Here is a 17270-nt window from a genome sequence, read left to right on the forward strand (position 1 = left end):
CGGTGGCCGGACATGATGTCGGAGGTGCTGCCGGGGACGTGGCCGGGAGCGCGGCGGGCGGGGGCGCCGGAGGTGCGCGGCCGGCGCGGGGCGGCAAGATCGCCGCTGCCGCGGTGAACCAGGCGAGCGTCTGGAACATCGCCAACCTGCTGACCATGCTGCGGCTGGTCCTGGTGCCGGCCTTCGTCGCGCTGATGCTGGCCGAGGGCGGCTACGACCCGGCGTGGCGCTCGCTCGCCTGGGCGGCCTTCGCCATCGCCATGATCACCGACCTCTTCGACGGCCATCTGGCGCGCGCCTACAACCTCGTCACCGACTTCGGGAAGATCGCCGACCCCATCGCCGACAAGGCGATCATGGGAGCGGCGCTGATCTGTCTCTCGGCGCTGGGCGACCTGCCGTGGTGGGTGACGGCGGTGATCCTCGGACGTGAGGTCGGGATCACACTGATGCGCTTTCTCGTCATTCGCTACGGGGTCATCCCGGCGAGCCGGGGCGGCAAGCTCAAGACCCTCACCCAGGGCGTGGCCGTCGGGATGTACGTGCTGGCGCTGACCGGATGGCTGGCCACCCTCCGCTTCTGGGTGATGGCGGCGGCGGTCGTTTTGACCGTCGTGACCGGGCTGGACTATGTGAGACAAGCCATTGTGCTGCGCAGGCGGGGAATCGCCGCGCGCAAGGCCGCGTTGGAGGAGACGGAAGGGTGAGGTCCACGGCCGCCGACATCGCCGTCGACGTGGTGCGACTACTCCGAGTGAGGGGCGAGACGGTCGCCGTCGCCGAGTCCCTGACCGGTGGACTGGTCGCCGCGGAACTCACGGCGGTTCCGGGTGCGTCCAAGGTGTTCCGGGGTTCCGTGACGCCGTACGCGACCGAGCTGAAGCACCGGCTGCTGGGCGTCGACGCGACTTTGCTGGCCCGGCGCGGTGCGGTGAACGCGCAGGTCGCGGCTCAGATGGCAGCCGGAGTACGGAAGGCGCTGGGCGCCGACTGGGGCATCGCGACCACCGGTGTGGCCGGCCCCGAACCCCAGGACGGGCAACCCGTGGGGACGGTTTTCGTGGGCCTCGACGGGCCGGGTGCGGCCGGTTCCGGTTCTGCCGGTGGCGGAAAAGTGGAGTCGCTGCGGTTGAACGGCGACCGCGCGGAAATTCGTATGGAGAGTGTACGGAGCGTACTCGCACTCCTTCTGAAGGAGCTGGCGAGCGAACAGACCGGGAATGAGCGGGCACAGGATACGGAACAGAACGGGGGGTTTTGATGTTTGCAGCCCTGAGTGAACACGACATCGCTCCCCGCACGGCCGCGGCGCGAGGCGGTACGGTGGGGCGTGAAGGATGCGGCTACGCGGTCCGAGGAGGGAGCCACCGATGATTCTGCTCCGTCGCCTGTTGGGTGACGTGCTGCGTCGGCAGCGCCAGCGCCAGGGCCGTACTCTGCGCGAAGTCTCCTCGTCCGCCCGAGTCTCACTCGGCTATCTCTCCGAGGTGGAGCGGGGGCAGAAGGAGGCTTCCTCCGAACTGCTCGCCGCCATCTGCGACGCGCTGGACGTACGGATGTCCGAGCTGATGCGGGAAGTGAGCGACGAGCTCGCCCTCGCCGAGCTGGCCCAGTCCGCTGCGGCCACCCCCAGTGAGTCTGTGCCCACGCCGGTTCGTCCGATGCTGGGCTCCGTTTCGGTGACCGGCGTGCCACCGGAACGGGTGACCATCAAGGCGCCCGCCGAAGCGGTGGACGTGGTCGCCGCGTGAGTGCGGCGCGGCGCCGAACGAATGTCGTGTGACGTGTGAGCCCCGGCCGGGGCTTCCCCGGGAGAGCCCGGGGGAGTGGTCGGGGTTTTCGCGTATCCGGACGGTGAGGTTCAGCTCCCGGTCCGCGTGGCCTTGTTGGCGGGTAGGTTTTTTGCTCCGTTTGCCGGATATGTGTGTTCAGGTCATCGTGGAGTAGCCACGACCGGGTGAACCAACGGAGGTGCGGATGAACGTCGTCGAGAGCCCGCTGTCCGAGACGGACCTGAAAACCGTCGCCGACGCCCTGCAGGGCGCCCTCGTCGACCTGGTGGACCTGGCGCTGGTGGCGAAGCAAGTGCACTGGAACGTCGTGGGGCCCCGGTTCCGGTCCGTGCACCTCCAGCTGGACGAGGTCGTGGGCACCGCGCGGACGCACTCCGACACCGTCGCCGAGCGGGCCTCCGCGCTGGGCGTCTCCCCGGACGGGCGGGCCGCGACGGTGACCGCCGGCAGCGGCATCGGCGAGGTCCCCGGCGGCTGGGTCAAGGACGAGGACGCGGTACGGGTCCTCGTGGACGCGCTGGGCGCGGTCATCGCCCGGATGCGGGAACGCGTGGAGAGCACCGCGGAGCCCGACCCGGTGTCGCAGGACATCTTCATCCAGATCACCGCCGACCTCGAGAAGCATCACTGGATGTTCCAGGCGGAGAACGTGAACGTGTGACGCGCGGTGGGGTGAGAGGTGCGCCGGTGTGCCGTTGGTGCGCCCTCCCCGCGCTCGGAGTGGCCGTCTAGCGTCGGCCCTGTCGGGGTGTGACGGCGTTCTGGCGTCGGGCTGGAGGTGGCGGCCATGGCGGGGCGGATAGTGCGCTGGGGGAGCGTTGGGGCCGTTCTGGGGCTCGGGATGGTGTGGTGGTGGGCCGTCCTCCGGATGGCGGTCGCCCCGGACGCGGGGGTGCTGGAAGGGACCGTCGCGGCGGGGGGATGGGGGCTGAGTCTGCTTCCGGTGCACGCCGTGTCCAAGACGCGGGCTGTGGGGGCGCTCGCGACGGGGCGGTGGCGGGCGGCGTGGCGGGGGGTGGGGTCGGGTGCGGGGTCGGGTGCGGGGGCCGAGGGGGGTGGTGTGGGGGACGCGGGTGCGGGGTGTGGCGGAGGTGCGGGTGAGGGTTCTTCCGGGAGTGCCGGTGCGGGCTGTGATGGGGAAGTTGCTCCGGATGCCGATGCACGCCTGGATGTGTCCGGTCCGTCGTGAACGGCTGGGTGCCGGTGGCCGGATGCGGAGGAATGCGGATGTGATGGTGCGTCAGGCGGCGGAGCGTTGCGGGGCCGGGCCGGTCTGGCAGGTCGGGCACCAGTAGGTGGGGCGCTCTCGGGAGCCGTCGCCCTGGTCGGCGACCCGGACGGGAGTGCCGCAGCGCAGGCAGGGGCGGGGCGCGCGGCCGTAGACGAACAGATGCTGGCCGCGGCGGCCTGTCGTGCTGCGGACCGGGCGGTCGCGGTTGGCCTCCAGGAGTTTCTTGGCGAGCACCGGGAGCAGGGCGGAGCGGTCGGCGGGGAGGGCGCCGACGGGCAGCCAGGGGGTGGCGCCCAGCAGGAAGCACAGCTCGCTCTTGAACACGTTGCCGATACCGGCCAGGTTGCGCTGGTCGAGCAGGGCCTCGCCCAGAGGGCGGGCCGGGTCCGCGAGGAGGTTGGCCAGCGCGCGGTCCGGGTCCCAGTCCGGGCCCAGGAGGTCCGGGCCCAGGTGGCCCACGGCGCGGTCCTCGTCGGCCGTGCGCAGCAGTTCCAGGACGGGGAGGCGGTAGCCGACGGCCGTACGGTCGGCGGTGCCGAGGACCGCGCGGATCTGGTGCGCCGGGCCGCCGGTCCAGCGCTCACCGGCCCTGAACACCCTCCAGGAACCGTCCATTCTCAGATGCGAGTGGAGGGTGAGGCCGCCTTCGATGCGGGTGAGGATGTGTTTGCCGCGCGGGGTGACGTCGAGGACGCCGCGGCCGGTGAAGTCGGTCGTGGCGTACCGGGGGACGCGCAGGTCGGAGACGGTCAGCACCTTGCCCGCGAGGGCGGCGTGCAACCGGCTCGCGGCCTGCCAGACCGTGTCTCCTTCGGGCATGGGTCAAGAGTGGCACGAGGCGGCGGGAACCGGGCGGGTGCGTCAGGCCCGCAGCCGCAGCCCCCTGGGTGTGGCGACGAAACCGGCAGCTTCGAGGAGGCTGCCCACGGGGGAGGTCAGGGCCTGGGCGCCGTTGATCCGTTCGACGGTGACCGTGCCGAGGGAGCCCGCGCGGGCGGCCGCGGCGAGGGCTTCCGCGGCGGCGCGCAGCCGGGGGTCGTCGGCGGGGTCCGTGTCCGGCTCGGCGGGCCAGGCCAGCAGGGTCTTGCCGCCACGCTCCATGTAGATCACCAGGTCGCCCTCGACGAGGACGACGAGTGAGCCCGCCTTGCGGCCCGGCTTGTGCCCCGCGTCGGTGGGCGGGTCGGGCCAGGGCAGGGCCGCACCGTAGGCGTTCGCGGGGTCGGCGGCGGCGAGGACGACGGCGCGCGGGGGCGCAGTGCCGTGGACTCCGTGACTTCCTGGGGCATTGCCGAGGGCTGGGGAGGCGGCTCCGGGGGTGCGGCGGCCAGAGCCCGGGCCGTACGGCGGGCGGCCGCCGTTCTGCCAGGCGGGGGCCGGCTGGGCCGGGTCGCGCGGGGAGACGTACTCGCCGGGCGCCGGGTGTCCGGCCGGGGTGTCGAACGGGTCGGATCCGTCCGGAGTGCCGTACCAGGAGGCCGAGTGGTCCTCGAAGGGGCCCAGGGGCTGGGCGCCGTCGAGGAAGTCGGCGGTGGCGCTGTCGACGGCGAGCGGCCTGCCGGTGCGGTCGGTGCGGGAGCCGGGGGCCGTGCCGGGGAGGCCGGCGGCGCCGTTGGCGAAGTCCGCGTCGGGGCGGCCGGCGTTGCGCTCGCGGGCGTTCGCCACCGCGCGCAGGCGGTCCACCGCGCCGTCCATCGCGAACTGGGCGGCGCCCAGGCCCTCCACGACATAGCCGCGCCGCGCCTGGCCGCTCTCCTCGAAGGCGGACAGGATGCGGTACACCGCCGAGAAGCCGCCCTCGACGCCTTCCGCGGCCACCGCCCCGCGGGTGACGACGCCGTGCCGGTCGAGCAGGGTGCGGGCCAGGGCGTGGGCGCGGACCGTGGTGTCGGGCTCGCGCTGCGGCAGCAGCGACCAGCGGCCGGCGACGGTAGGGGGGCCGGTGCGGGAGGCCGTGCGGGCGGCGGCCGTCAGGGAGCCGTAACGCCCGCGCGGAACGGCGCGCTTGGCGCGGTGGGCGGTGGAGCCGGCGGTGCGGCCGGAGCCGAGCAGCGCGCGCATCGGGGCGAGCGTGTCGTTGGTCAGCCGCCCGGACCAGGCCAGGTCCCAGAGGGCGTCGGCCAGTTGGGGGTCGGTGACCTCCGGGTGGGTGGTCGCGCGGACCTGGTCGGCGATCTGACGGAAGAACAGGCCGTAGCCCCCGGAGAGGGCGTCCAGGACGGACTGGTGCAGGGCCGTCAGCTCCAGGGGGTGCGGGGGCGGCAGGAGGAGCGGGGCCGCGTCCGCGAGATACAGGGACACCCAGCCGTCCTTGCCGGGCAGCGCGCCCGCGCCGGCCCAGACGACCTCCCCGGCGGCGGTCAGTTCGTCGAGCATCGCCGGCGCGTAACCGCTGACCCGGGACGGCAGGACCAGCTTCTCCAGGGCGGACGCCGGCACCGAAGCGCCCTGCAACTGCTCGATGGCGCGCACCAGTCCGTCGACGCCGCGCAGGGTGTGGCCCTGCCCGACGTGCTGCCACTGGGGGAGGAACTGGGCGAGCGCGGGCGGGGGCACCGGCTCCAGCTCGTGCCGCAGCGCGGCGAGAGACCGGCGGCGCAGCCGGCGCAGGACGGCCGCGTCACACCACTCCTGGCCGATGCCGGCCGGGTGGAACTCGCCCTGCACGATCCGGCCGGACGCGGCCAGCCGTTGCAGGGCGCCCTCGGTGACCGCCACGCCGAGGCCGAAGCGGGCCGCCGCGGCGGCGGAGGTGAACGGACCGTGCGTGCGCGCGTAGCGGGCGAGGAGGTCGCCCAGGGGGTCCTTCACCGGCTCGGTGAAGGCCTCCGGGACGCCGACCGGCAGTGCCGTGCCGAGGGCGTCACGCAGACGGCCCGCATCCTCGATCGCCGCCCAGTGGCCGGTACCGGCGAGGCGCACGCGGATCGCGCGTCGTGCGCCGGCCAGCTCCTGCGCCCACTGGGGTTCGGCGCCCCGCTGCGCCAGCTCGGCGTCCGTGAGGGGACCGAGGAGGCGCAGCAGGTCGGCGACGCCCTCGACGTCCTTGACGCGGCGGTCCTCGGTGAGCCACTGCAGCTCCTGCTCCAGCTCGGTCAGCACCTCAGCGTCGAGCAGTTCGCGCAGCTCCGCCTGGCCCAGCAACTCGGCCAGCAGGCGTGAGTCCAGCGACAGGGCGGCCGCGCGGCGCTCGGCGAGCGGCGAGTCGCCCTCGTACAGGAACTGGGCGACGTAACCGAAGAGCAGGGACCGGGCGAAGGGGGACGGCTCCGGCGTGGTGACCTCGACGAGGCGGACCTTGCGGGACTCCAGGTCGCCCATCAGCTCGACGAGGCCGGGAACGTCGAACACGTCCTGGAGGCACTCGCGGACCGCCTCCAGGACGATCGGGAACGAACCGAACTCGCTCGCCACCTGGAGCAGCTGGGAGGCGCGCTGGCGCTGCTGCCACAGCGGGGTGCGCTTGCCGGGGTTGCGGCGCGGCAGCAGCAGCGCGCGGGCGGCGCACTCGCGGAAGCGGGCCGCGAAGAGGGCCGAACCGCCGACCTGGTCGGTGACGAGCTGGTCGACCTCGCCCTTGTCGAAGACGACGTCGGCCGCGCCGACCGGGGCCTGCTCCGCGTCGTACTCGGCGCCCGCCTTCATGGGCTCCTGGTCGAGCAGGTCCATGCCCAGCAGGTCGGCGTCGGGCAGCCGCAGCACGATGCCGTCGTCGGCGTGCATGACCTGGGCGTCCATGCCGTACCGCTCGGAGAGCTTCGCGCCGAGGGCGAGCGCCCAGGGGGCGTGGACCTGGGCGCCGAAGGGGGAGTGGACGACGACCCGCCAGTCGCCGAGTTCGTCGCGGAAGCGTTCCACGACGATCGTGCGGTCGTCCGGGACGTGTCCGCAGGCCTCGCGCTGCTCCTCCAGGTAGGACAGCACGTTGTCGGCGGCCCACGCGTCCAGGCCCGCCGCGAGCAGCCGCAGCCGCGCGTCGTCCTTGGGCAGCGAGCCGATCTCGCGCAGGAACGCGCCCAGCGCGCGGCCCAGCTCCAGCGGGCGGCCCAGCTGGTCGCCCTTCCAGAACGGCAGCCGGCCGGGGACGCCGGGGGCGGGGGAGACGAGGACGCGGTCGCGGGTGATGTCCTCGATGCGCCAGGAGCTGGTGCCCAGCGTGAAGACGTCTCCCACGCGGGACTCGTACACCATCTCCTCGTCCAGCTCGCCGACCCGGCCGCCGCCCTTCTTGGGATCGGCGCCGGCCAGGAAGACACCGAAGAGGCCCCGGTCCGGGATGGTGCCGCCGGAGGTGACGGCGAGGCGCTGGGCGCCGGGGCGGCCGGTGACGGTGCCGGCCACGCGGTCCCACACGACGCGCGGGCGCAGCTCGGCGAAGGCGTCGGACGGATAGCGGCCGGCGAGCATGTCCAGGACCGCCGTGAACGCCGACTCGGGGAGCGAGGCGAAGGGGGCTGCGCGGCGGACGGTGGCGAGCAGGTCGTCGACCTGCCAGGTGTCCATCGCCGTCATCGCGACCAGCTGCTGGGCCAGCACGTCCAGGGGGTTGGCCGGGATCCTCAGGGACTCGATGGCGCCGGTGCGCATGCGCTCGGTGACGACGGCCGCCTGGACCAGGTCGCCCCGGTACTTCGGGAAGACCACACCGGTGGAGACCGCGCCGACCTGGTGTCCCGCGCGCCCGACGCGCTGCAGGCCGGAGGCCACGGAGGGCGGGGACTCGACCTGGACGACCAGGTCGACCGCGCCCATGTCGATGCCGAGTTCGAGGCTGGAGGTGGCGACCACGGCGGGCAGGCGGCCGGCCTTCAGGTCCTCCTCGACGAGGGCGCGCTGCTCCTTGGAGACCGAGCCGTGGTGGGCGCGCGCGATGACGGGCGGGGCGCCGTGGGCGGCGCCCGAGCCGCCCATCAGCTCGGCGGGCGCGTGGTGCTCGTCCAGGGACTCGCCGGTGGCCCGCTCGTACGCGATCTCGTTGAGACGGTTGCACAGGCGCTCGGCGAGGCGGCGCGAGTTGGCGAAGACGATGGTCGAGCGGTGGGACTGGACCAGGTCGGCGATCCGCTCCTCGACATGCGGCCAGATCGAGGGACGCTCGCCGCCCTCCGAGCCCTCGGACACCGGGGAGCCGCCCAGCTCGCCCAGATCCTCGACCGGGACGACCACCGACAGGTCGAACTCCTTGCCGGACTTCGGCTGGACGATCTCCACCTTGCCGCGCGGGGACAGGAAACGGGCGACCTCGTCGACCGGACGGACGGTCGCCGACAGGCCGATACGGCGGGCCGGACGCGGCAGCAGCTCGTCCAGGCGCTCCAGGGACAGCGCCAGGTGGGCGCCGCGCTTGGTGCCGGCCACGGCGTGCACCTCGTCCAGGATCACCGTCTCCACGCCCGTCAGCGCGTCGCGCGTGGCCGAGGTCAGCATCAGGAACAGCGACTCGGGGGTGGTGATCAGGATGTCCGGCGGGCGCGTGGACAGGGCGCGGCGCTCGGCGGCGGGGGTGTCGCCGGAGCGGATGCCGACCTTGACCTCCGGTTCGGGCAGGCCGAGCCGGACGGCCTCCTGACGGATGCCGGTGAGCGGACTGCGCAGGTTGCGCTCGACGTCGACGGCCAGGGCCTTCAGCGGGGAGACGTACAGGACGCGGCAGCGCTTTTTGGGGTCGGCCGGCGGGGGCGTGGAGGCGAGCTGGTCCAGGGCGGCGAGGAACGCGGCCAGGGTCTTGCCGGAACCGGTGGGGGCGACCACCAGCACGTCCGAGCCCTCGTGGATGGCTTTCCAGGCGCCCTCCTGGGCGGCCGTGGGTGCGGAGAAGGCACCCGCGAACCAGCCGCGGGTCGCGGGCGAGAAACCGTCCAGGGCTCGGTGTCGGGAGCTGGCCATGCGTCCATCCTGCACCTCGCCACTGACAATGGGCCTGAGCTGCCCTTTCAGCTGCCCGGACATCCGCCGGCCGGCTGGCCGACAATGGGTTCATGGGTTCGAGCGAGCGGGCACGCCACTGGCGGTACGCCGAGCTGCCCGGCGTCGATCTGCTGCGGGCCCGGTACGTCCGCAAGACGTTCGTCCGGCACACCCACGAGAACTTCGTGATCGCCGCGATCGCCGACGGGGTCGAGGTCTTCCAGCACCGGGGCGCCGACGAGTACGCCGGAGCGGGCGCGCTGGCGCTGGTCAACCCGGACACACCGCACACCGGGCGGGCCGGGGTGCCCGAGGGATGGCGGTACGGGGCCGTCTACCCGTCGCCCGAGGTGGTGGCGCAGATCGCGGCCGAGACGGCCCTCATCCGCGGCACCCCCGGTTTCGTCCGGCCGGTGCTCGACGACCCGTACGCCGTCGGGCTGGTGCATCAGGTGCTGCGCGCCGCCGACGAGGGCAACGCGCTGGCCGCCGACACGCTGCTGCGGGTGGCGGTGACCCGGCTGCTCCGGCTGAACGGCGGACCGCTGCGGCAGCGGCAGGTGCGGACGGCCGGGGCACGGCTCGCGGCCCACGCGCGGGCCGTGCTCGAGGAGCGGATGGCCGAGCCGCCCACCCTGGAGAAGCTGGCGGCGGACCTGGACACCAGCCCCTTCGCGCTGCTGCGGGCCTTCCGGGCCGCCTATGGGATGCCGCCGCACACCTGGCTGACCGACGCGCGGGTACGGCGGGCGCGGCGGCTGCTGGACGCGGGCAGCTCACCCGCCGAGGCCGCCGTCGCCGTCGGCTTCACCGACCAGCCGCACCTCAACCGGCACTTCAGCCGGATCGTGGGGGTGCCTCCCGGGGCCTACCAGCGCGAGCGCAAGAACGTACAAGACGCGCCGCGGCGGCCCCGTCTACCGTCCGAGGGGTGGCCGAAGAAACAGCTTCCGCGGACATACGCGCGGACGACGGAAAGCCGGACGACGGAGGAAGGCCGGGCAACGGAGGAAGGCCGGGCGTTGCAGGACGGCGGGACGCCCTGAGAGGGGCGGATGCCGGAGGAAGGCCGGATGCCGGAGGGAAGCCGGACGCCGCCGTCGTCCGGGACGCCCTCGGGGTCGGGGTGGCCGTAGGGCTGTCCGGGTTCGCCTTCGGGGTGACCTCGGCGGGCAACGGGCTGACCCTGGCGCAGACCTGTGTGCTCAGCCTGCTGGTGTTCACCGGCGCGTCCCAGTTCGCGCTGGTGGGGGCGCTCGCCGGTGGCGGGAACCCGGTGACCGCCGCGGCCGGTGCCCTCTTCCTGGGGGTGCGCAACGCCTTCTACGGCCTGCGGCTCTCGCAGCTGCTGTCGCTTCCCCGCGCGGTGCGGCCGTTCGCCGCCCAGTGGGTGATCGACGAGACGACGGCCGTCGCGCTGGCGCAGCCGACGCGGCGCGCCGCCCGCATCGGGTTCGCCGTCACGGGGCTCAGCCTCTACCTGCTCTGGAACCTCACCACACTGCTCGGCGCGCTCGGCGCCGAGGCCATCGGCGACACCGAGGCCTGGGGACTCGACGCGGCCGGACCCGCGGTCTTCCTGGCGCTGCTGGCGCCGATGCTGAGGAGCGCCACCGAGCGGGCCGTCGCCGCCCTCGCCGTCGTCCTGGGGCTGGGGCTGCTCCCGGTGCTGCCCGCGGGCGTCCCGGTGCTGGTGGCCGCCCTCGCGGCCCCGGTCGTGCTGTGGGCGCGAGGCCGGCGCGGGGTATGGAAGGAGGGCCGGTGAACACCTGGATCGCCATCGCGGTGACCGCCGCGGGCTGCTACGCCGTCAAACTGGCCGGACTGCTCGTCCCGGCGGGCGCGCTGGAGCGGCCGCTCGTCCGGCGGCTGGCCGCCCTGCTGCCCGTCGCCCTCCTCGCCGCCCTCACGGCCCAGCAGACCTTTGCCGCCGGGCAGACGCTGGTGCTGGACGCGAGGGCCGCGGGGGTCGCCGCGGCCGGTGTGGCGCTGGTGCTGCGCGCGCCCTTCCTGCTCGTCGTCACGGTGGCCGTGGCGGTGACGGCGGGGGTGCGGGCCCTGGGCGGATGAGGTCAGCCGATGGGACGGCCGTGCGCCCTGAGGGTGCGCAGGGCCTCGACCGTCACCATCGGGCGTGCCTCCAGGGCGGGCCCGGGGGCCCACTGGCGCCAGCGGATGGGCCAGCCGCCGTCCTCCTGCTGTTCGCTCGCCAGGTGATCCAGGGAGCGCGCCATCTCGTCGTCGGTGAACCACGCGCGTGCGAGGGACTGCGGTGTGGGCGCGTAGTCGTGCGGGAAGTGGTGCTCGCCTGGGGCGTAGCCGGGGGCGACGGGGTAGTCGGCGAGGCGGTCCGGGTCGAGGGCCGCGAGCCGCTGTTCGCGCACCAGGCGGCCCAGCCGGTCGGCGGCGGACTCCGCGCGGGCACGGTCCGGCGCGGAGTCCAGGAAGGCGACGGCGGCCTGGATCTCGTACGGATGGGACCGCTCCAGGGACTCCACCGCCTGCCAGCAGAAGTCCGTCGCGCGGAACAGCCAGGCGTGCCACACCTCGTTGCGGTGCAGCACACCGACGACCGGACCGGTGGCGAGAAGTTCACTGGGCGGATCGTCCACGACCGGCACGAAGGGCGCCGCGGGATAACCGCGCTGGCTGGGATGGACGGCCGGCAGCGCTCCGTCGGCCGTGGACACGGAGGTCAGATAGCGGCACACCCGCTCCACGCGCTGTCCGCCGCAGCGCCCGATCGAGTCCAGCACCCGCAGGGCCCGCGCGGTGTGCAGCGGCTGGCTGACCGGGCCGCGCAGATCGGGCTCCAGGGCGTGGCCGTAGCCGCCGTCCTGGTTGCGGTAGGCGTCCAGCGCGGTGTCCACCGGGTCGGCGCCGCCGTTGAGGAAGTGGTACGCGAAAAGGCGCTGTTCCAGCACCCGCGCGGTGAGCCAGACGAACTGTTCGGCGCGGAAGAGCGGGGAGCGCGCCGGGGGCGTTGTGGGGAGTGGGGATGCTCCTGTTTCGGCCATGGCTCAGACCGTAGGGCGAAAAGAGGGCCCGGCAAGCGGTCCCGGCTCGGGCCCACTCTCAGGGGCGGGATACTGGTGTCATGCGGTTGACGGTCTTCTGGGAGCGGATGGCGGAGCACTTCGGGACGGGGTACGCCGAAACCTTCGCGCGCGATCACGTGATGTCGGAGCTCGGCGGGCGCACCGTGCACGAGGCGCTGGCCGCCGGCTGGGAGGCCAGGGACGTGTGGCGCGTGGTGTGCGACGTCATGAACGTGCCCCGGGAGAAGCGCTGACAGGTCACGAAGATCGCGGGGCGGTGACCGGTGGTCGGTGGCGTGGGCGAAACTGGCAGCGTGGCACCGACAGATGAGACCGGGCAGGCAGCCCCGCACGCACCCTCGAACGGCACGACGCCGCCCGCCCGGCCCCCGGCCGACGGCGCCGCCGCGCCCGGCGCGCGCATGCCGCGCTGGCTGCCCCGCGCCATGGTGCTGGCGCTCGCGCTCGTCGCCGTCTTCCAGCTCGGCAGCTGGGCCTTCCACCAGCTCACCGGCCTGCTGATCAACATCCTGATCGCGTTCTTCCTGGCCCTCGCCGTCGAGCCGGCGGTGAGCTGGATGGCCGCGCGCGGGGTCCGCCGCGGGCTGGGCACCTTCCTGGTGATCCTCGCCGTGCTGATCGTGGCCGCGGGCTTCGTCACCCTGCTGGGCTCGATGCTGGCGGGGCAGATCATCACGATGGTCGAGAGCTTCCCCGACTATCTCGACTCCGTGATCAACTGGGTCAACGCCCACTTCCACACCGATCTGAGGCGGGTGGACATCCAGGAGGGGCTGCTCCGCTCCGACTGGCTGCGCAACTACGTACAGAACAGCGCCACCGGCGTGCTCGACGTGTCCGCGCAGGTCCTCGGGGGGCTCTTCCAGCTGCTGACGATCGCCCTGTTCTCGTTCTACTTCGCCGCCGACGGACCGCGGCTGCGCCGGGCGATCTGCTCCGTGCTGCCGCCCGCCCGGCAGGCCGAGGTGCTGCGCGCGTGGGAGATCGCCGTCGACAAGACCGGCGGGTACATCTACTCGCGCGGTCTGATGGCGCTGATCTCCGGAGTGGCGCACTACGTCCTCCTGGAGGTCCTGGGCGTGCCCTACGCGCCCGTGCTGGCCGTCTGGGTGGGCCTGGTGTCGCAGTTCATCCCCACCATCGGCACGTATCTCGCGGGCGCCCTGCCGATGCTGATCGCCTTCACGGTGGACCCCTGGTACGCGCTGTGGGTGCTGGTCTTCGTCGTGATCTACCAGCAGTTCGAGAACTACGTCCTGCAGCCCAAGCTCACCTCGAAGACCGTCGACATCCACCCGGCGGTCGCCTTCGGCTCGGTCGTGGCCGGCACCGCGCTGCTCGGTGCCGTCGGCGCGCTGATCGCCATCCCGGCGGTCGCCACGCTCCAGGCGTTCCTCGGGGCGTACGTGAAGCGGTACGCCGTCACGGACGACCCGCGGGTCCACGGCCACCGCGGCCGCGGCGCCGGTCCCGGTCCGGTCGTACGGTTGCGGCGGCTGTGGGGGAGGGCGCGGGCGCGGCGGCAGACCCGTCCGTAGCGGTGCTCGTCCGCAGCGGTGCCTGGGCGCCCGGGACGGCGCTCGCGACCCGCGTGCCTCGCTTGACACGAAAATCGAACATCCATTCATATGGAAGCTCCGGCGAGGCTCTCGGTGGGTGTTTCGGCCCGCTTTGGGCGGAGAGATACCCGAGTTATCCACAGGCCGGACCAGCGTCGGGGCGCATTGTCAGTGGCAGGCGTTAGCGTCTTTGACGTGAAGCGATCGACTCAAGCAAACCGGGTGGAACCCATGGCAGGAACCGACCGCGAGAAGGCGCTCGATGCCGCCCTCGCACAGATTGAACGGCAATTCGGCAAGGGCGCGGTCATGCGCATGGGCGAGCGGTCCAAGGAGCCCATCGAGGTCATCCCGACCGGGTCGACCGCGCTCGACGTTGCCCTCGGCGTGGGCGGTCTGCCCCGCGGCCGTGTGGTGGAGATCTACGGACCGGAGTCCTCCGGTAAGACCACGCTGACCCTGCACGCCGTGGCCAACGCCCAGAAGGCCGGCGGCCAGGTGGCCTTCGTGGACGCGGAGCACGCCCTCGACCCCGAGTACGCGCGCAAGCTCGGCGTCGACATCGACAACCTAATCCTCTCCCAGCCCGACAACGGCGAGCAGGCCCTGGAGATCGTGGACATGCTGGTCCGCTCCGGTGCCCTCGACCTGATCGTCATCGACTCCGTCGCCGCGCTCGTGCCGCGCGCGGAGATCGAGGGCGAGATGGGCGACAGCCACGTCGGCCTCCAGGCCCGCCTGATGAGCCAGGCCCTGCGGAAGATCACCAGCGCGCTCAACCAGTCCAAGACGACGGCGATCTTCATCAACCAGCTCCGCGAGAAGATCGGTGTGATGTTCGGCTCCCCGGAGACCACCACCGGTGGCCGGGCGCTGAAGTTCTACGCCTCGGTGCGCATCGACATCCGCCGCATCGAGACCCTGAAGGACGGTACGGAGGCGGTCGGCAACCGCACCCGCTGCAAGGTCGTCAAGAACAAGGTCGCGCCGCCCTTCAAGCAGGCCGAGTTCGACATCCTCTACGGCCAGGGCATCAGCCGCGAGGGCGGCCTGATCGACATGGGCGTGGAGCACGGCTTCGTCCGCAAGGCCGGCGCCTGGTACACGTACGAGGGCGACCAGCTCGGCCAGGGCAAGGAGAATGCGCGCAACTTCCTCAAGGACAACCCCGACCTGGCCAACGAGATCGAGAAGAAGATCAAGGAGAAGCTGGGCGTCGGCGTGCGGCCCGAGGAGCCGGCCGCCGAGCCGGGCGCGGACGCCGCGGTCACCACCGCCCCCGCGGACGACGCCGCCAAGTCGGTGCCTGCCCCGGCGGCGGCGAAGACGGCCAAGACCAAGGCCGCGGCCGCCAAGAGCTGAGCCCGTGACACGGCGAACCGACTGGTCCGAGTACGAGTACGCCCACCCCGGCCCCGCGTGGGAGCCGGGGAGCGAGGACGACGGGCGCGCCGCCGGACAGGGCACCGGCCGGCCGGACGGCGACCCGCACCACCCGCACGACCCGTACGACCCGTCCCCCGGTGCGGGGACGAACGGAGGCTCCCCGCGCGGCGCGGGCGGCTCACGCGGACGGCGTGGACGTCGGCGCGGCTTCGGGGATCCGCCCGCCGAGGACGGGGGCTCCTCTCTCTCGTCGAGGGCCGAGAAGGGGGAGTCCTCAGGGGACCCGGTCGAGCGGGCGCGGGCGATCTGCCTGCGCCTGCTCACCGGGACCCCGCGCACCCGCAAGCAGCTCGCGGACGCCCTGCGCAAGCGGGAGATCCCGGACGACGTCGCCGAGGAGGTGTTGTCACGCTTCGAAGAGGTGGGACTGATCGACGACAGCGCCTTCGCGGACGCCTGGGTGGAGTCCCGCCACCACGGCCGGGGCCTGGCCCGGCGGGCGCTCGCCCGGGAGCTGCGCACCAAGGGCGTCGACTCCACGCTGATCGACGCGGCGGTCGGCCGGCTCGACTCCGAACAGGAGGAGGCGACCGCGCGTGAGCTGGTCGCCCGCAAGCTGCGCGCCACCCGCGGCCTCGACCGGGACAAACGGCTCCGCCGCCTCGCGGGGATGCTCGCCCGCAAGGGCTACTCCGAGGGCCTGGCCCTGCGGATCGTCCGGCAGGCGCTGGAGGAGGAGGGGGAGGACACGGAGTTCCTGGAGGACGAGGGACTCTGACGCGGCTGTCGGCTCCGACGCGGCTGACGCTCCGCCACGGGCCCTGCACACGGTGGACGCGCGGGGGCGCCCATCGCGTACAGGGCCGAACGACCCGCCACACCCCCCGAGGGGGGCGCCCCGCGCCGGCCCTAGGGTCTGTCGCGAAAGTGGATCTTGGCCGTGAATGATCACGCTCTGTGGGGACGTGGTGATCTGACGGATGGCCAGTGGGCCCGGCTATAGCCGTTGTTGCCACAGGGCATTAAGCCAGGCCGTCCGCCGGTGTGGACGCGGCGGCAGCTGATGGACGGCATACGGTGGCGGACCCGGACAGGTGCTCCCTGGCGCGATGTGCCGGAACGCTACGGGCCCTGGGACCGGGTCCATGACCTGTTCCGCCGCTGGCAGCGGGATGGCACCTGGGCCGCGATTGTCACGCACCTCCAGGCCGAGGCGGATGCGAGGGCCTGATCACCTGGGACGTGAACGTCGACTCCACCGTCTGCCGGGCGCACCAGCACGCGGCCGGGGCGGCGAAAAGGGGGACCTGCCAAAAGAGCCGCCCGGCGGCATTGCCATCGAGCCGGCCGACCACGGCCTCGGACGCTCCCGAGGCGGTCTGACGAGCAAGATCCACCTTGCCGTCGAGCAGGGGCAGAAGCCTCTGTCGGTGCTGATCACGGCCGGGCAGCGAGGCGACTCTCCGCAGTCCGAGTCCGTCCTGGACGCGATCCGGGTGCCTCGGATCGGTCCTGGTCGACCCCGTAAGCGACCGGACCATGTACGGGCCGATAAGGCGTACGACTCCCGCCGCAACCGGGCCTACCTGCGAAGACGCGGTATCAAGGCGACCATCCCGGTCCCGGCGGACCGAGTTCGCAACCGCCAGAGACTCGGCTCCCGAGGCGGTCGGCCGCCGAAGTTCGACAAGACCGACTACCGCGAGCGCCACGCGGTCGAATGCGGGATCAACCGCCTCAAGCGCCACCGGACCGTGGCCACGAGATACGACAAGCTTGCCGTCCGTTACGAGGCGACCGTGCTGGCAGCAGTCCTCAACGAGTGGCTGTGACCAGTGGGTTCTGTCGTCGACCTCAGTCTGTCGGTGTCGGCACGGCGCAGGCATCGGCGATTGCCCGCGTGTCCCAGTAGAACGGACGGACCTCGGTGATCCGCCCGTCCTTGACCGTGATCGTTTGCAGAATGGGGAAGCTGAGTTCACGGCCGGTCGCGCGCGCGCGAGCACGGACCTTTGTGAGCACGACCGCAGTCTCACCGGTGGCCAGGAACTCCTGTTCCACCATCTCGAACGACTCCCACACCTCTCCCATCATGTGGAAGAACTGCGTCATGCCCTTGTGCCCACGCCAAGTGCCTCCGTAGGGCAGGGCATCTGCTTGATGCAGCTCGACATCCGGCGCAAAGAAGGGGGCGAGGAGGTCGAACGAAGCCTCGCCAGGGCCTCCCGCCGCCAGGTACTCCGCCTCAGCCGCATACATGCCGGTGAGAACTGTTGCTGACTCCGTAGTGGATGACATCGTCATGCCGTCAGCATGAGGACCACAGCAGGACCTT

Annotated in this window: 16 protein-coding genes and 1 pseudogene; 13 read left to right on the forward strand and 4 right to left on the reverse strand. The window is 72.7% G+C overall.

Translation table 11 applies throughout. The annotated features are described in order from the left end of the window. The first annotated feature begins 38 nt into the window (after positions 1-38). The 5 genes from pgsA (at position 39) to G7Z13_RS33815 (ending at position 2982) form a co-directional block, all read left to right on the forward strand. Complete coding sequence (gene pgsA, locus G7Z13_RS25940) at positions 39-707, forward strand: CDP-diacylglycerol--glycerol-3-phosphate 3-phosphatidyltransferase (RefSeq protein ID WP_240926344.1); 669 nt, start codon at positions 39-41, stop codon at positions 705-707. Further along, positions 704-1261, forward strand: a complete 558-nt coding sequence (locus G7Z13_RS25945; RefSeq protein ID WP_240926345.1) for a CinA family protein — start codon at positions 704-706, stop codon at positions 1259-1261. Before pgsA ends, G7Z13_RS25945 begins: the two co-directional genes overlap by 4 nt. A 109-nt stretch (positions 1262-1370) precedes the next feature. Beyond that, the gene (locus G7Z13_RS25950) at positions 1371-1751 is read left to right on the forward strand and encodes a helix-turn-helix transcriptional regulator (protein WP_166002636.1); all 381 of its coding nucleotides are present in this window, start codon (positions 1371-1373) and stop codon (positions 1749-1751) included. Positions 1752-1977: 226 nt separating this feature from the next. Continuing rightward, positions 1978-2454 (forward strand): DNA starvation/stationary phase protection protein, encoded by a 477-nt coding sequence (locus tag G7Z13_RS25955; RefSeq protein WP_166002637.1) that lies wholly within the window; start codon positions 1978-1980, stop codon positions 2452-2454. A gap of 126 nt (positions 2455-2580) precedes the next feature. After that, positions 2581-2982: a hypothetical protein gene (locus G7Z13_RS33815; protein WP_240926346.1), complete on the forward strand. Its 402-nt coding sequence runs from the start codon at positions 2581-2583 to the stop codon at positions 2980-2982. Between the two features lie 51 nt (positions 2983-3033). Here G7Z13_RS33815 and G7Z13_RS25960 read toward each other — a convergent pair whose 3' ends face one another. Together G7Z13_RS25960 and G7Z13_RS25965 are read right to left on the reverse strand one after the other, a co-directional pair. Further along, entirely contained in the window at positions 3034-3843 is an 810-nt protein-coding gene (locus tag G7Z13_RS25960; protein ID WP_166002638.1) for an Fpg/Nei family DNA glycosylase, read from the reverse strand. Positions 3844-3885: 42 nt separating this feature from the next. Further along, a complete protein-coding gene (locus G7Z13_RS25965) occupies positions 3886-8910 on the reverse strand; it encodes an ATP-dependent helicase (protein ID WP_166002639.1) in 5025 nt (1674 codons plus the stop codon). 92 nt (positions 8911-9002) lie between these two features. Between G7Z13_RS25965 and G7Z13_RS25970 the strand changes: the two genes are divergently transcribed. From G7Z13_RS25970 to G7Z13_RS25980, 3 genes are read left to right on the forward strand one after another with little or no spacing between them, the layout of a single operon-like run. Continuing rightward, a complete protein-coding gene (locus G7Z13_RS25970) occupies positions 9003-9977 on the forward strand; it encodes an AraC family transcriptional regulator (RefSeq protein WP_166002640.1) in 975 nt (324 codons plus the stop codon). Further along, positions 9974-10696, forward strand: coding sequence for an AzlC family ABC transporter permease (locus G7Z13_RS25975; RefSeq protein WP_166005292.1), 723 nt, complete (start codon positions 9974-9976; stop codon positions 10694-10696). Before G7Z13_RS25970 ends, G7Z13_RS25975 begins: the two co-directional genes overlap by 4 nt. Then, entirely contained in the window at positions 10693-11001 is a 309-nt protein-coding gene (locus G7Z13_RS25980; protein WP_166002641.1) for an AzlD domain-containing protein, read from the forward strand. The genes G7Z13_RS25975 and G7Z13_RS25980 overlap by 4 nt, the downstream gene beginning before the upstream one ends. Before the next feature lie 2 nt (positions 11002-11003). On the opposite strand, the gene G7Z13_RS25985 is transcribed toward G7Z13_RS25980, so the two are convergent. Beyond that, positions 11004-11948, reverse strand: a complete 945-nt coding sequence (locus tag G7Z13_RS25985) for a hypothetical protein (protein ID WP_166002642.1) — start codon at positions 11946-11948, stop codon at positions 11004-11006. An 80-nt stretch (positions 11949-12028) separates the two neighbouring features. Here G7Z13_RS25985 and G7Z13_RS25990 point away from each other — a divergent pair, with 80 nt between their 5' ends. The 5 genes and pseudogenes from G7Z13_RS25990 to G7Z13_RS26010 all read left to right on the forward strand — a co-directional run bounded on the left by G7Z13_RS25990 (position 12029) and on the right by G7Z13_RS26010 (position 16767). Continuing rightward, the gene (locus tag G7Z13_RS25990; protein ID WP_166002643.1) at positions 12029-12223 is read left to right on the forward strand and encodes a DUF3046 domain-containing protein; all 195 of its coding nucleotides are present in this window, start codon (positions 12029-12031) and stop codon (positions 12221-12223) included. A 60-nt stretch (positions 12224-12283) separates the two neighbouring features. Then, positions 12284-13528: an AI-2E family transporter gene (locus tag G7Z13_RS25995; RefSeq protein ID WP_206313147.1), complete on the forward strand. Its 1245-nt coding sequence runs from the start codon at positions 12284-12286 to the stop codon at positions 13526-13528. A 252-nt stretch (positions 13529-13780) separates the two neighbouring features. Further along, positions 13781-14911 (forward strand): recombinase RecA, encoded by a 1131-nt coding sequence (recA, locus tag G7Z13_RS26000; RefSeq protein ID WP_166002644.1) that lies wholly within the window; start codon positions 13781-13783, stop codon positions 14909-14911. Positions 14912-14915: 4 nt separating this feature from the next. After that, positions 14916-15713 carry a recombination regulator RecX gene (recX, locus tag G7Z13_RS26005; RefSeq protein WP_166002645.1) on the forward strand — a complete coding sequence of 266 codons (798 nt, stop codon included), beginning with the start codon at positions 14916-14918 and terminating at the stop codon, positions 15711-15713. Positions 15714-15941: 228 nt separating this feature from the next. Further along, positions 15942-16767: pseudogene (locus tag G7Z13_RS26010) on the forward strand (IS5 family transposase). Positions 16768-16789: 22 nt separating this feature from the next. On the opposite strand, the gene G7Z13_RS26015 reads toward G7Z13_RS26010, so the two are convergent. Further along, entirely contained in the window at positions 16790-17239 is a 450-nt protein-coding gene (locus G7Z13_RS26015) for a nuclear transport factor 2 family protein (protein WP_166002646.1), read from the reverse strand. Between the last annotated feature and the right edge of the window lie 31 nt (positions 17240-17270).

The organism is Streptomyces sp. JB150, from assembly GCF_011193355.1.
Lineage (GTDB): Bacteria > Actinomycetota > Actinomycetes > Streptomycetales > Streptomycetaceae > Streptomyces.